This window comes from Shimia sp. R9_3, from assembly GCF_017743755.1.
GTDB lineage: Bacteria > Pseudomonadota > Alphaproteobacteria > Rhodobacterales > Rhodobacteraceae > Shimia.
Genome location: NZ_JAGHRP010000001.1, coordinates 945,754 through 959,491, shown reverse-complemented (window position 1 = coordinate 959,491; position 13,738 = coordinate 945,754). Strand labels below are relative to the sequence as shown.

The following is a 13,738-nucleotide window of genomic DNA, read 5'->3' as shown; positions in this document are numbered from 1 at the left end:
CGTAGTGACGTGCTTCGGTTTCATATTCCACGTGCGCGGTGGAGATGGTGATGCCACGTGCTTTTTCTTCTGGCGCGCCGTCGATTTCGTCGTACGCTTTGAAGTCACCAAACTGTTTGGTGATCGCTGCGGTCAGCGTGGTTTTGCCGTGGTCAACGTGACCAATGGTGCCGATGTTGCAGTGCGGTTTACTGCGCTCAAACTTTTCCTTAGCCATCTCGGGCGCCTTCTACTTTGTGGGGGGCCGGTCTTGGCCCGTTTTCCTCTACCGCGCGCGACATATTTGGTTGCGCGCAAAAAATCAAGCGGGTTTGCCGTTTATCGACGCAGCTCTCGTTCCAGCTGCGCGCGCTTACGCTCATCTTTCTCAGACGGCCAGCATTTCGCCAGCACTTCAGGGGGCACATCGTCCACAAGACAGGCCCGATTCTCATGCATCCAGCGCTCAATCTCACGCGCTGCGTTGAAGGTGAGATTTTCCAATTGCTCTTCTGCGGTCATGGTGAAACCGCTGGATGTCACAACCGTGCCACTGCCAAAGCTTTCCAGCACAATGATCTCGCGGGGCTCTTCGTTGAACTTCGCGCCCGCACGGTCATCCCAGGCGGTGACAGTGAGGATCAGCGCAGATTTCGTGGACAACAGCACCGGCACACCGCGTTGCGCTAGCATGTAGCCTGACAGGTTGATGCCAAAATGCACCAGACGCTCCCCGTCATAGCGGCCCAGACGCGCATCCACCGCGTTCTTCATCGAGGCAATCCACTGCTCCTTGGGCAACTCGCGCGACAGCGGGCCTTTCTGAAGATCCGGCGCCACCACAATGTTGTGGCCCATTGTGAAATCTCCGAGGTCCAGCTTTTCGCTGGTCACTTCGGTGCTGCGTGCGCCACAAGATACCAGCACGGCCAACGCCGCCAAACACATCCCGATCCTGCCCATGTAAGCTGTTCCTGCTGCTCGTCGTTGTGATTGAGCGATCACATAGCCGATGCCCGGCTTTCACGCAATCTTGGCCTTTATTTGAGTTGATCCGCAGCCTACACTTTTGCGTAGAAGGATCGACATGCCAGATGATGTACATCAGTCCCAGCTGACCGAGGCCGACCGCGCGAAGGCCCTGCCTGTTCACGCCAAACTCGCCACCGAGCCGCTTGGGCTCTGGGGCTCGCTCAAGGCGGCGCGCAACAATCTTCTCTCGATCTTGCCGGAAATCGCCGTGCGCCAGCCCATGGTGTCTGGCCGCACCGGGCTGCGCTGGCACATGGTGATGGATCCGGGCGCCATCAGGCAGATGCTTCTGGAAAAGGTCGACGACTATCCCAAGTCCCGCGCCACCAAGAACATCCTGCGCCCGGCCATCGGCGACAGCCTGTTTATTGCAGAAGGCGCGCACTGGCGCTGGCAACGCCGCGCCGCCGCGCCCGTGTTCACCCACCGCAACATCAGCAACCTCGCCCCCGTCATGGCCGCCGCCGGAGAGCGCGCCGCCGACCGTATCGCCACCGCAGGTCCGCGCGCCGTCGACTTGCTGGATGAGATGGTCAAAACCACCTTTGACGTGATCTCGGAAGTCACCTTCTCAGGCGATGGCAGGATGGACAGCGGCGCGGTGCATGAGGCCATCGACGCCTATATCGCAGAGGCCGGCAAAATCTCATTGCTGGACATGCTGGGCGTGCCCGACTGGGTGCCGCGCCCCGGCCGCATCCGCACCGGCCAGGCCATGGTCGAGATGAAAAAGGTCGCCGACACGGCCATCGAGTCCCGGCGCGCACGCGGCGCAAAGGACACGCCGGATTTGCTGGATCTGCTGCTGGCGGGCGAAGACCCGGAAACCAAAAAGCGCATGAACACCGCAGAGCTGCGTGACAACCTGCTGACCTTCATCGTCGCCGGGCATGAGACCACCGCGCTGACCCTTGCATGGGCGCTCTACCTCTGCGCCTTTGACCAAGACGTGCAAAGAAAAGCGCGCGCCGAGATCAGCGCGGTCTGCGGCGACACCCCGATCACCGGCGACCATGTCGACCAGCTCACCTATCTGCGCCAGATTGTCGAGGAAACCCTGCGGCTCTACCCACCGGCAGGCATCATTTCCCGCACAGCGCAAAAAGCCGACTCGCTCTGCGCCCGCGACATCCATCCCGGCGATACGGTGATGATCCCGATCTACGCGCTGCAGCGCAATCACCAGCTCTGGGACAATCCGGACGCTTTTGACCCGGACCGCTTTGCCAACCGCAAAGCCATTGACCGCTACGCCTACCTGCCGTTTGGCGACGGCCCGCGCATCTGTATCGGTGCGAGCTTCGCCCTGCAGGAGGCCGTGATCATCCTCGCAACCCTCCTGCGCCGCTTTCATTTTGAAGAGATCGCAGGCCGCCCGCCAAAGCCAGTGATGATCCTCACGTTGAGGCCCGAAGGCGGGGTTTGGCTGCAGGCCAACGAGATCTCACAGATGCCATAACCCAAGCACTCCCCAAAACAGAAACGCCGACCATTCTCATGATCGGCGCTTCATATGATCTTTGTCTCAGGCAGATCAGAAGCCGTGCTTCTCTTTCAGCGCTGCAACCGTGTCCTGATTGGCCGCGAACCATTCGTTGAAAGACACAACAATGTCGCCGCGCGTGCTGGAGGACAGATGATAATCCGCCTGCGAATTCGGCAGACTCTCATCAAAGACCAGCGCCCCTTCGTCCTGCCCCATTTCGCTCAGAACCCGGTTCAGAACATGCACGTTTGCATAGGCGCCATCGATACGCCCCGCGAGCGCCTGACGGACCAGGCCGCTGAAGTTCGGGTTTTCTTTCAGCGTCACCTGACCTGCTTCAATCCGGTCCAACCAGGAAAAGGCTGTGAAACCCAGAACCGTTCCGATCTGCGCGATCTCATCCACGGGTTTGCCGAGGTTCTCAGGGACCACCATCACACCTTCCACGGTCGCCTCGACCACGGTGGAGTAGTGCATTTCGACACCGCTCTTCAGATCAGCGGACCAATAGGCATTGTCCGGATATTTCAAATCCACATCCCCGGACACCACTGCCTGCATCAAGCGGTTGATCGGCAGTGCTTTGAACTGCAGCTCATGCCCTTCATCCGCAGCAAATGCGGACAGCACATCAGCCGCAAAGCCGGTGTAGGATTTCCCGTCCCACTTGTAGTGCGGCAGGTAGTCGATTTTCTCAACGCCCACCACAAGGGTTTCTGCAAGGCTGGCGGTGCCAGACAGGCTGGCCAGTGCGAGGGTGCCGGCTGCAAGAATGGTTTTCATGGCTTTGCTTTCTTTTTTGACCGAATGAATAAGTATTCCAGCGCTGGACCTAGGTTTTACAGGCTAACAAAGTCTAAAAACGGCCCCGCGCACAGCACTCAGCTCAGCAAAATTCGGTTCAAAATGGAGAGGCATTGCGGCTGCCGAAACAGAGCTGACGCGGCTCGGATTGCGCGCCTAAAACCAAGAGAAGATTCCCCAAGCGCCGCGCACAATCATAGGCCGTCATGACACGGGATGGGCCTATCACCCACCACGACACCGACACCCCACACCAAAGAAGAACGGGGGCACAGTGGCCCCCGAAAATCATTTGAACTTATTGTCTTTGGGGAAGCCATAAGGCGGCTTCTTGCCCACCCCGGCCCGCTTCGCCAGCCAGTCTGACAGATCAGGCTCATGGCGGGTTTTACCGCTGCCGCCCATCGCCCAGGTGAGGCCCTCTTCCCACTTGAAGGTGGTGATGTCAGACAAGCCACCATCGAGCTCCAGCGTGCCCTGACGGCCGCGCGCCATATTGTACTTCTGCAGGCGCACCCCTTTGCCGCGACCCAGCTCAGGCAGCTCATCCACAGGAAACACAAGGAAGCGCGCATTTTTGGACACCACCGCCACGTGATCGCCATCCACCGGCTTACAGATCATCGCCTTCACGTCGTCCTTGACGTTCAGCACCTGTTTGCCGGTCCGCGTCTGGGCAATCACATCCTTTTCAGGCACCACAAAGCCGTCACCCGCGCTCGAGGCCACCAGCAACCGGCGCTCCGGCGCATGGACAAAGATGTCCACGATCTCCGCCTCATTGGGCAGATCCACCATCAGGCGCACAGGTTCACCCATACCGCGCCCACCGGGCAGGTTGGCCGCACTCAGGGTATAAAACCGCCCGTTGCTGCCAAACATCAGCAAACGGTCCGTGGTCTCCGCATGGAAGATAAACCGCGGCCCGTCACCATCTTTGAATTTCAGCTCACGGGTCAGATCAATGTGGCCGGACATCGCCCGGATCCACCCCATCTGAGAGCACACAATCGTCACCGGCTCGCGGTCGATCATCGCCTCAATCGGCACCTCTTCCACCTCAGCCGCCTCGGCAAAGACGGTGCGGCGTGCGCCACCTTCATAGCCTTTGCCAAAGGTCTTCTTGGCCTCTTTCAGCTGATCGGAAATGCGCTCCCACTGCATGTCTTCGCTGCCCAAAAGCGCAACGATGCCAGCGCGCTCTTCCTGCAGCGCATCCCGCTCGCGGATCAGCTCCAGCTCTTCCAGACGGCGCAGGCTGCGCAGGCGCATGTTGAGGATCGCCTCTGCCTGCACCTCGGTCAGCTGGGTTGCACCACTGCCCGGCAGCGGCGACTTATAGTCCGCCTCACTGGTCGCGCGGGGATGATCCAGATCCCAGTTCTCCGCCATCAACGCCTGTTTGGGCGCATCATCATAGCGGATGATGTCAATCACACGGTCCAGATTGAGGAAGGCAATGATAAAGCCTTCCAGCACTTCCAGACGGTGGTCAATCTTCTCCATCCGGTGTTTGGAGCGGCGGATCAGCACCTCACGGCGGAAATCCAAAAAGGCGCGCAGAACCTCTTTCATGGAGCAGACCTTCGGGGTCACACCATCAATCAAGACGTTCATGTTCAGCGAGAAGCGGATCTCCAGATCGCTGCTGCGATAGAGCATGTTCATCAGAACATCCGGCTCTACGTTCTTGCTGCGCGGCTCCAGAATGACGCGAATATCGTCTGCCGACTCGTCGCGCACATCCGCGAGAATAGGCACCTTCTTGGTCTGGATCAGCTCGGCCAGCTTCTCGATCAGCTTGGATTTCTGCACCTGATAGGGGATCTCAGTGACCACAATCTGCCACTGACCTCGACCCAGATCTTCCTTCTCCCACTTACAGCGCAGACGGAACGAGCCGCGCCCGGTGCGATAGGCCTGCGCGATGCTTTCAGGCGGCTCAACAATCACGCCACCGGTCGGGAAATCTGGCCCCGGCACATAGTTGAGCAACGTGTCATCGCGCACATCCGGCGTCTTGATCATATGCAGACAGGCGTCACACAGCTCGCTGATGTTGTGGGGCGGAATGTTTGTCGCCATCCCCACCGCGATGCCGCTGGCGCCATTGGCCAGAAGGTTCGGGAAGGTCGCCGGAAGCACAACAGGCTCGCTCAGCGTGCCGTCATAGTTCTCGCGAAAATCAACCGCGTCCTCGTTCAGCCCTTCCAAAAGCGCCTCAGCAACCGAGGTCATCCGCGCTTCCGTGTATCGGCTCGCCGCCGGGTTGTCCCCGTCGATATTGCCGAAGTTCCCCTGCCCGTCGACCAGCGGATAGCGCACGTTGAAGTCCTGCGCCAAACGCGCCATCGCGTCGTAAATCGCGGCATCACCATGCGGGTGATAGTTGCCCATCACGTCGCCGGAAATCTTCGCGGATTTCCGGAAGCCGCCGGTGGCGGACAGTTTCAGCTCACGCATCGCGTAAAGGATTCGGCGGTGTACCGGCTTCAACCCGTCCCGCGCATCTGGCAGCGCGCGGTGCATAATCGTGCTCAGCGCATAGGTCAGATAGCGGTCGCCAATCGCGCGCCGCAGCGGTTCCGTTACGTTCTGAGAGGGGAGCTCGTCGTCATCGATCAGATCAGTCATGGCTGAGTGATAACTTTTGCCGCCGTCACGGTAAAGCACATGCACGGGAACAGCCGCCGATTTTTCCCCCACAAGTTAAGGATTTCCTCAGTTTATCTTTTGCATCAAGCGCTTAAGAAGCGCGTCTGTATTGATTTATTGATTCCCTGGGGAGGGTACAAAGTGAATAAGTTTGTCATTGTGAGTTTCGGCATTATGGGTTGGGCCTTCTGGGAACTCAGCGGCGGCGCGGATTTTGAGCCAAAATCGCAGCGCATCGTGGAATCGGCCCAAACGGAACAGGCCATCGCCTCCACTGCCATGGAGACGTCAGCACCGGTCACCAAAAATGAGTCCATTGCGCGCGCCGCAACCTCTGTGCCCACGGTTCGGGCCACGCCAGCAGCAGCACGCACCACCGGTACAACCTCGGCCATCCCGGCAGTTCAGCCCGGCATCACCAACAATGTGTTTGCCACCTCGCTCAGCGTGAATCTGGCCTCTTACGAGACCCCGAACGCGGCCTTTGTTCCGGCCGTTGCTGAGGCCACCCCTGTGTCCGCAGTGGAATCCGCCCCTCGCGCCGCTGCCGATATGCGGCAAGTGCGCGGCACCCGCGTGAACATGCGCGGCGGACCGGGCACCGGATATGGCGTGCTGGCCGTGCTGTCGCGGGGCCAGGAAGTGCAGATTCTGCGTGAAAGCGGCTCCGGCTGGCTCAAACTGCGTGATCAGGAAAGCGGCATTGTCGGCTGGATGTCCGCAAAAATGATCACATCACCTAACAGTTAAGTAAGACGCCACGTCTGGGCTATTGCTCCGGTCTTGGTCCGGCCTAGTGTGCCGCGCAAACGCGCGCAACAGAAGGCCAGTCCCGCTATGACCCAGAAAACGCTCCTTATCACCGGCTGCTCCACAGGCATTGGCCTTGCAGCCGCTGAAACCATGAAGGCCCGCGGCTGGCGCGTGTTCGCCAGCTGCCGCCAGCAGGAAGACTGCGACCGCCTGATTGCCATGGGCTATGAAAGCCCGCGCATCGACTATCTCGATCCGGAAACCATCCGCACTGGCCTTGAGGAAGTGCTCGCTGCCACCGGCGGCACGCTGGATGCGCTCTTTAACAACGGCGCGCGCGCCCTGCCCGGCGCGGTTGAAGACCTGCCAACCGACGGTCTGCGCGAGATGATGGAAAGCAACCTGATCGGCTGGCACGACCTGACCCGACAGGTGGTGCCGATCATGCGCAAACAGGGCCATGGGCGGATCGTTCAGAACTCCTCTGTTCTGGGCTATGTCTCCATGCCCTATCGCGGTGCCTATGTGGCCACGAAATTCGCTCTGGAAGGCCTCAGCGACAGCCTGCGCATCGAGCTGCGCGACACCCCGCTGCACGTGATCCTGATCGAGCCCGGCCCGATCACCTCCAACATCCGCACCAATGCCGCAAAACAGTTCTTCAAATGGATCGACTGGGAAAACTCACCCCATGCGGAGGACTACCGCAAAGGGTTGGTCGAACGCCTGAGAGAAGAGGATCAGACGCCAGATAAGTTTGAGCTGCCGGCCTCCGCAGTCTGCGACAAGTTGATCCATGCTCTGGAGTCCGAAAAACCGCGCGCGCGCTACCGTATCACCTTTCCTGCGCGGCTTATGCACGTCCTACGGCGACTTTTGTCGACCCGCGCGCTCGATTGGGTGATCTCCAAAGGCTGAGCGCGCGTAAAGAGTTGGTGGTTCTTTTTTGCGCCCAAAGCGTTTACACAGAGCCACCACAAACTCGAGGAGCAGTCTCATGGCCAATGATCCCCTTTTTTGGGTTGCCGCTGTCGCCTGTATTGGCGTTTTGATCATCCTGATGGTGGGTGTCGGCGGGTTTGCCAGAGGCGGCGAATTTAACAAGAAATATGCCAACAAAATCATGCGCCTGCGCTTGATCGCCCAATTTGTGGCGGTTTTGCTGATCCTGGCGTTTGTTTGGCTGCGTCAGGGGGGATGACGACATGGTGGTACTGAACAAAATCTACACGCGCACCGGCGACAAGGGCACAACCGCACTTGGCAATGGCGACCGCGTTGCCAAATACGACGGGCGCGTTGCGGCCTATGGCACGTCTGATGAGCTCAACTCGGCCGTTGGCGTGGCCCGCCTGCATGCGGTTGGCGAAATGGACACCGCGTTGATGCGCATCCAGAATGATCTCTTCGATCTTGGCGCCGATCTGTGCCGCCCGGATATGGCCAAAGATGCCGAGGCGGAATACCCGCCCCTGCGCATGGCGGCGAGCCAGGTGGCACGCCTTGAACAAGAAATCGACGCCATGAACGCCGATCTTGAACCGCTGCGCAGCTTTGTGCTTCCCGGCGGTTCCGCACTGGCGGCGCATCTGCATGTCTGCCGCACAGTGGCGCGCCGCGCAGAGCGTCTTTCGGTTGAACTGGCCCAGCATGAAGACGTGAACAGCGACGCGGTGACCTACCTCAATCGCCTGAGCGACTGGTTCTTCGTGGCCTCCCGTGTGGCCAACAACAACGGCAAGGATGACGTGCTCTGGGTGCCCGGCGCCAACCGCTGAGCCCCGCATCCTCCGTTGCAAGCGCAGCAGCGCGAATCAAATCCGGGTCAGCGGCCCATCTGTTTGCGTTAACGGCACGATTGACGCAAACTCTCCTCACGTAACTTTCTGCGACGCGGCAACAATCTTTTGAAGAACGTCGCGTGAAAACATCAATACGCGACGTCGTTGCGCTGCAAGGTGACGATTTTGCTCTGTTTCCTGAGCGCGCGAATATATATCAACGCCGTGAGAGCATTCGGATGAGCTGCCTAGGCGGCTTTGACAAACTTTGAGGAGTCTACGCCCATGAAGGTACTTGTACCTGTCAAGCGCGTGATTGACTACAACGTGAAAGTCCGCGTGAAAGCGGATGGGACCGGTGTCGATCTCGCCAACGTCAAAATGTCGATGAACCCATTCGATGAGATTGCAGTCGAAGAGGCCATCCGTCTTAAAGAAGCCGGTAAAGCGGACGAAATCGTCGCCGTTTCCATCGGTGTGAAGCAAGCTCAGGAAACCCTGCGCACCGCCCTCGCCATGGGTGCGGACCGCGCCATCCTGGTTGTGGCTGCTGACGATGTACATCAGGACATCGAGCCGCTGGCCGTTGCCAAGATCCTGGCAAAAGTTGTCGAAGAAGAGCAGCCGGGCCTCGTGCTCTGCGGCAAGCAAGCAATCGACAACGACATGAACGCAACCGGCCAGATGCTGTCTGCCCTGCTGGGCTGGTCCCAGGCGACCTTCGCATCCGAAGTGGATTTGGACGGCGACAAAGCGGTTGTGACCCGTGAGGTGGACGGTGGTCTGCAGACCATCAAAGTCAACACCCCGGCGATCATCTCCGTTGACCTGCGTCTGAACGAGCCGCGCTACGCGTCTCTGCCAAACATCATGAAAGCGAAGAAAAAGCCGCTTGATGAGAAAACCGCTGCCGACTACGGCGTGGATGTCTCCCCACGTCTGGAAATCGTGAAAACCTCCGAGCCGACTGAGCGCGCCGCAGGTATCATGGTTGGCTCCGTAGATGAGCTGGTTGCAAAACTCAAAGAAGCGGGGGCTGTATAATGGCTGTTCTTCTTCTCGCAGAAGTCAACAACGGTGAGCTGGCGCTGGACGCCACCGCCAAAGCTGTCTCCGCTGCAAAAGCACTGGGTGACGTGACCGTTCTGGCCGCTGGCGCATCTGCTGCCGCTGCTGGCGAAGCTGCCGCGAAAATCGACGGCGTTGCCAAAGTTCTGGTTGCTGAGGATGCATCCCTTGGCCACCGTCTGGCCGAGCCAACTGCTGCGCTGATCGTTTCCCTCGCGGGCGACTACAGCCACATCGTTGCACCAGCCACCACCGACGCCAAAAACGTGATGCCACGCGTGGCCGCGCTGCTGGACGTGATGGTGCTGTCTGACGTGACCGCAGTTGTGGATGGCGACACTTTCGAGCGTCCGATCTACGCAGGCAACGCGATCCAGACCGTGAAATCTTCCGACGCCAAGAAGGTCATCACCTTCCGTACGTCCACCTTTGACGCTGCAGGCGAAGGCGGTTCCGCATCCGTGGAAACCATCGGCGCAGCCGAAAACCCAGGCCTGTCTGAGTGGGTTGAGGACAAAGTTGCCGAGAGCGACCGTCCTGAGCTGACCTCCGCTGGCGTGGTTGTCTCCGGTGGCCGCGGCGTTGGGTCTGAAGAAGACTTCAAAATCATCGAAGCTCTGGCAGACAAGCTGGGCGCAGCTGTTGGTGCATCCCGCGCCGCGGTTGACTCCGGCTACGCACCAAACGACTGGCAGGTCGGTCAGACCGGTAAGGTTGTGGCACCTGAGCTCTACATCGCAGCGGGCATCTCCGGCGCCATTCAGCACCTTGCAGGTATGAAAGACTCCAAGATCATCGTTGCGATCAACAAAGACGAAGAAGCCCCAATCTTCCAGGTGGCAGACTACGGTCTGGTCGCTGACCTCTTCGAAGCCGTGCCTGCTCTGACCGAAAAACTCGGCTAAGCGACACTGTTTTCAGATACAGAAAGGCCCGCCTGATTGGCGGGCCTTTTTTGTTTTGTCTGGCGCCCGTGTGGCTCATGCCAGCGGCATCAGCACCTGCAGGCTTTCAGCCAGCGCCTCTGCGGTCTCTTCATGACCCTTCACGCTCAGCATACGTTGCGCCGCACCGCGCTCCATATCGCCAAAAGCCATGCCTGTGACGCCCTGCGCCATGGCCTCTTCGCTCAGCACCACTTCCACAACGTCTTCGACCAGCGGGCGCAGCTCTTCAATCATCAGACGATCCACAAACAGCGGATCCGGCCCCAGACCGCTGGTGCCAAGCGCGGTGTCAGGCGCATGGTCAGCCACCCACAACAGCACCACCTTGCCGCCAATGGTGTTCAGCAACAGCTTCATCCGTGCGCTCCACGCCATGCGCAGCTCATCGCGCACCATGCAGTAGCGGTCCGGCGTGCGCGCACAAAGCGTGCCCAGCATATGGCGGGTAAAATGGAACTCGCTGAAATCAATTTCATTGAACACCATCTGCATCATATTGGAGGCGCCAATGAACCGGTCATTGCGGCGCGGATGCACCTTGTAATACCGGTTGGACATATTCTGCGCGCCCATGACCTGAACCACCGTCACCTCGGCCCGCTGCGCCATTTCCAAAACAGTTGGCTCTGCCAGAAATGCATCAATCCCGGCGTTCACATAGCCAAGGTTCACACAGTCCAGCGGCAGCCTGTCGTCCAGCATCTCCACAAACGGATGCGCAACAAATTTCCCATAGGTCTCTGTCCCACCCAGAAACGCAACATAAGGCGCGTCCAGATCTTTCTTCGGTCCACGGAAGGCCAGCCGGGACTCCCCGTAACGACACGGCTCATAATTGAGCTCACCGCCCTTCATCTTCTCGTAAGACATATTCTCACCACTAATTTTCTCACCCGTTTGGGAGAATCGCGCAAAGCTCTTGCGAAAAAGCTAATGCGCGCCTTTGACATAAGTTTTAGCGACTCCCCCCTCTTGCAGCTGTCGCCCACGCAGGCATAAGGTCCTCGCAAAGGTCTCAGAGGATAAGTGACATGGACATCAAAACGATTGGCGTCGTTGGCGCGGGCCAAATGGGCAACGGCATCGCGCATGTAATGGCGCTTTCTGGCTATGATGTGCTGCTCAATGATATCAACCAGGACGCTCTGGATGCCGCCGTGACGCGCATCGACAAAAACCTTGAGCGCCAGGTCAGCCGTGAGAAGATTTCCGCCGATGCAAAGGCGGAGGCCATGGCTCGCATCAAGACCACCCTGCAACTGCCGGATCTGGGCGGCACCGATCTGGTGATCGAGGCGGCAACCGAGCGGGAAGAGATCAAACATCAGATATTTGACACGCTGAAGCCGCATCTCGGCCCAGACACGATCCTGACCTCAAACACATCCTCGATCTCGATCACCCGTCTGGCCAGCCGCACCGACCGCCCTGAGCGCTTCATGGGCTTTCACTTCATGAACCCGGTGCCGATGATGCAGCTGGTCGAGCTGATCCGCGGCATCGCCACCGATGAGCCCACCTATAAGGCCTGCCTGAACATCGTGGAGCGTCTGGGCAAAACCGCTGCCAGCGCCGAAGACTTCCCGGCCTTCATCGTGAACCGCATCCTGATCCCGATGATCAACGAAGCCTGCTACACGCTCTATGAAGGCGTGGGCAACGTCGCCTCCATCGACAACGCCATGAAGCTCGGTGCAAACCACCCGATGGGCCCGCTAGAGCTTGCGGATTTCATCGGTCTGGACACCTGCCTTGCGATCATGAACGTGCTGCATGACGGCCTTGCGGACACCAAATACCGCCCCTGCCCGCTGCTGACCAAATATGTCGAAGCCGGCTGGCTCGGTCGCAAGACCAAGCGCGGCTTTTATGACTATCGCGGCGAGACACCGATCCCGACCCGCTAAGAACTTCTGAGGGACGCGCGGCCCCACGCCGCGCCCCTCACGTGCTTCGCCCTCCGGCAAGCCACAATGCCCTCCGGCACTTCTACCCTGTAAGAAGATATGAAGCGTCAGCCTCGCCTATGGCGGGCGTCTGTCAGCTGTCTTTGCCCAAATCCAGCGTGTGCTGACGCAGCCACGCCATAAAGCCACGCGGGTCCGTGTGCAGGCGTTCCATCTGGGCATCCGTCAGCGGCTTGCCCACCACCGGTTTCTGCGGCTTGTGGCAAGAGCGCACAATCTCATGCAGCAACAGGCCCTGACGCAGGATCGGGGAAATCTTATTGGCGATCTGATATGCGCGGCTGTTCTGCCCCGGATAGTAGATCGGCACCACCCGCGCACCGGAGCGGCGGATCAGCTGGGCTGTGAACACATTCCATTCCCGCTCAATCGCGGGGCCAAACCAGCTGTCAGAGCTCATCACAACACCGGATGGGAACAGCGCAACCACGCCGCCCTCTTTCAGATGCGCCATGGCTTTGCTACGCATCTCAACCATCTTGCGTTGCGCGTCCGGATCATGCGGGAACGGCACCGGGATCATGAAGCTTGAGGCCGCCTCATCCAGACCGGTGAGCACAGACCGCGTGAGGATGCGGTAATCCTGACGCACCCGCCCAATCAGATCGGCAAAGATCATCCCGTCAACCATGCCATGAGGGTGGTTTGCCACCACCACAACAGGTCCCTCGGCGGGAATGTTCTCAAGCTGCTCCTGAGGCGTCTTGAGCTCAATGCCCATGACATTGAGCGCCCCGCGCCAGAATTTCTGGCCCCGGTACTGTTCGTTGTCGCGTTCAAACTTGTTGACCATGCGCAGAACGGTCAGCTTGCCGGTAAACCATTCAATCACCCGAATGGCCAAAGCGGTCCAGCGGTCATCAAAGGAGTTGGCATACGTCAGGGTACGGCGGTCATAAATCTGACCGTCAGTTTCGCTTGCAGGTTTGCCCGCCTGCGCCTCTGGCACCGTGTCTACCAAGTCCGTCTTCCTGCGCCACCGCGCGCCTGTTCTAAAAGCCTTCGCCGAATTTGTCTGCGACAAGCGCCTCAATGGCGTCGGCCAAGGCCAGAGCATCTGGCCCGCTGGTTTCTACGTCAATGCTGGTGCCCTTGGAGGCCGCCAACATCAGCAAACCCATAATACTGTCGCCTCCGGCACTCAAGCCATCCTTTGCGACTTCGGCACTGGCGTCAAATCCTTCGACCACTTCCACAAGCTTGGCAGACGCCCGCGCATGCAGGCCTTTTTCGTTCACGATCTGCATCGTGCGTTGGACAATCTGG

Annotated in this window: 15 protein-coding genes; 8 read left to right on the top strand and 7 right to left on the bottom strand. The window is 59.2% G+C overall.

The features are described from left to right. A partial coding sequence (locus tag J7412_RS04530) for a GTP-binding protein (RefSeq protein WP_247743738.1) occupies positions 1-217 on the bottom strand: 217 nt, incomplete at its 3' end. A 101-nt stretch (positions 218-318) separates the two neighbouring features. Beyond that, on the bottom strand, positions 319-942 hold the full coding sequence (locus tag J7412_RS04525) for a hypothetical protein (RefSeq protein WP_209077451.1): 624 nt from the start codon (positions 940-942) through the stop codon (positions 319-321). Between the two features lie 124 nt (positions 943-1,066). Between J7412_RS04525 and J7412_RS04520 the strand changes: the two genes are divergently transcribed. Continuing rightward, on the top strand, positions 1,067-2,470 hold the full coding sequence (locus tag J7412_RS04520) for a cytochrome P450 (protein ID WP_209077449.1): 1,404 nt from the start codon (positions 1,067-1,069) through the stop codon (positions 2,468-2,470). Positions 2,471-2,545: 75 nt separating this feature from the next. Here J7412_RS04520 and J7412_RS04515 read toward each other — a convergent pair whose 3' ends face one another. Together J7412_RS04515 and J7412_RS04510 are read right to left on the bottom strand one after the other, a co-directional pair. Beyond that, entirely contained in the window at positions 2,546-3,280 is a 735-nt protein-coding gene (locus J7412_RS04515; protein WP_209077447.1) for a transporter substrate-binding domain-containing protein, read from the bottom strand. A 309-nt stretch (positions 3,281-3,589) separates the two neighbouring features. Beyond that, positions 3,590-5,935, bottom strand: a complete 2,346-nt coding sequence (locus J7412_RS04510; protein WP_209077445.1) for a DNA topoisomerase IV subunit A — start codon at positions 5,933-5,935, stop codon at positions 3,590-3,592. Between the two features lie 162 nt (positions 5,936-6,097). Between J7412_RS04510 and J7412_RS22095 the strand changes: the two genes are divergently transcribed. The 6 genes from J7412_RS22095 to J7412_RS04480 all read left to right on the top strand — a co-directional run bounded on the left by J7412_RS22095 (position 6,098) and on the right by J7412_RS04480 (position 10,463). After that, positions 6,098-6,706: an SH3 domain-containing protein gene (locus tag J7412_RS22095; RefSeq protein ID WP_209077443.1), complete on the top strand. Its 609-nt coding sequence runs from the start codon at positions 6,098-6,100 to the stop codon at positions 6,704-6,706. An 87-nt stretch (positions 6,707-6,793) separates the two neighbouring features. After that, entirely contained in the window at positions 6,794-7,627 is an 834-nt protein-coding gene (locus J7412_RS04500) for an SDR family NAD(P)-dependent oxidoreductase (protein WP_209077441.1), read from the top strand. A gap of 79 nt (positions 7,628-7,706) precedes the next feature. Continuing rightward, complete coding sequence (locus J7412_RS04495) at positions 7,707-7,910, top strand: twin transmembrane helix small protein (RefSeq protein WP_209060141.1); 204 nt, start codon at positions 7,707-7,709, stop codon at positions 7,908-7,910. 4 nt (positions 7,911-7,914) lie between these two features. Next, positions 7,915-8,487 (top strand): cob(I)yrinic acid a,c-diamide adenosyltransferase, encoded by a 573-nt coding sequence (locus J7412_RS04490; RefSeq protein ID WP_209060139.1) that lies wholly within the window; start codon positions 7,915-7,917, stop codon positions 8,485-8,487. 288 nt (positions 8,488-8,775) lie between these two features. After that, complete coding sequence (locus J7412_RS04485) at positions 8,776-9,534, top strand: electron transfer flavoprotein subunit beta/FixA family protein (protein ID WP_209060137.1); 759 nt, start codon at positions 8,776-8,778, stop codon at positions 9,532-9,534. After that, on the top strand, positions 9,534-10,463 hold the full coding sequence (locus J7412_RS04480) for an FAD-binding protein (protein ID WP_209060135.1): 930 nt from the start codon (positions 9,534-9,536) through the stop codon (positions 10,461-10,463). The genes J7412_RS04485 and J7412_RS04480 overlap by 1 nt, the downstream gene beginning before the upstream one ends. A gap of 75 nt (positions 10,464-10,538) precedes the next feature. On the opposite strand, the gene J7412_RS04475 is transcribed toward J7412_RS04480, so the two are convergent. Beyond that, positions 10,539-11,375, bottom strand: a complete 837-nt coding sequence (locus J7412_RS04475) for a DUF6473 family protein (RefSeq protein WP_209077439.1) — start codon at positions 11,373-11,375, stop codon at positions 10,539-10,541. Positions 11,376-11,536: 161 nt separating this feature from the next. On the opposite strand from J7412_RS04475, the gene J7412_RS04470 reads away from it, so the two are divergent. Beyond that, positions 11,537-12,412: a 3-hydroxybutyryl-CoA dehydrogenase gene (locus tag J7412_RS04470; RefSeq protein WP_209077437.1), complete on the top strand. Its 876-nt coding sequence runs from the start codon at positions 11,537-11,539 to the stop codon at positions 12,410-12,412. Positions 12,413-12,545: 133 nt separating this feature from the next. Here the strand turns inward: J7412_RS04470 and J7412_RS04465 are convergent, their stop codons facing one another. Both J7412_RS04465 and J7412_RS04460 read right to left on the bottom strand, forming a co-directional pair. Continuing rightward, complete coding sequence (locus J7412_RS04465) at positions 12,546-13,433, bottom strand: lysophospholipid acyltransferase family protein (protein ID WP_247743737.1); 888 nt, start codon at positions 13,431-13,433, stop codon at positions 12,546-12,548. 31 nt (positions 13,434-13,464) lie between these two features. After that, positions 13,465-13,734 (bottom strand): HPr family phosphocarrier protein, encoded by a 270-nt coding sequence (locus J7412_RS04460; RefSeq protein ID WP_209060263.1) that lies wholly within the window; start codon positions 13,732-13,734, stop codon positions 13,465-13,467. Positions 13,735-13,738 lie beyond the last annotated feature (4 nt).

Coding starts and splice junctions, on each gene's coding strand:
- J7412_RS04520 (WP_209077449.1), top strand. CDS start 1,067: ATGCCAGATGATGTACATCAGTCCCAGCTGACCGAGGCCGACCGCGCG.
- J7412_RS04515 (WP_209077447.1), bottom strand. CDS start 3,280: ATGAAAACCATTCTTGCAGCCGGCACCCTCGCACTGGCCAGCCTGTCT.
- J7412_RS04490 (WP_209060139.1), top strand. CDS start 7,915: ATGGTGGTACTGAACAAAATCTACACGCGCACCGGCGACAAGGGCACA.
- J7412_RS04470 (WP_209077437.1), top strand. CDS start 11,537: ATGGACATCAAAACGATTGGCGTCGTTGGCGCGGGCCAAATGGGCAAC.
- J7412_RS04525 (WP_209077451.1), bottom strand. CDS start 942: ATGGGCAGGATCGGGATGTGTTTGGCGGCGTTGGCCGTGCTGGTATCT.
- J7412_RS04495 (WP_209060141.1), top strand. CDS start 7,707: ATGGCCAATGATCCCCTTTTTTGGGTTGCCGCTGTCGCCTGTATTGGC.
- J7412_RS04475 (WP_209077439.1), bottom strand. CDS start 11,375: ATGTCTTACGAGAAGATGAAGGGCGGTGAGCTCAATTATGAGCCGTGT.
- J7412_RS04485 (WP_209060137.1), top strand. CDS start 8,776: ATGAAGGTACTTGTACCTGTCAAGCGCGTGATTGACTACAACGTGAAA.
- J7412_RS04480 (WP_209060135.1), top strand. CDS start 9,534: ATGGCTGTTCTTCTTCTCGCAGAAGTCAACAACGGTGAGCTGGCGCTG.
- J7412_RS04500 (WP_209077441.1), top strand. CDS start 6,794: ATGACCCAGAAAACGCTCCTTATCACCGGCTGCTCCACAGGCATTGGC.
- J7412_RS04510 (WP_209077445.1), bottom strand. CDS start 5,935: ATGACTGATCTGATCGATGACGACGAGCTCCCCTCTCAGAACGTAACG.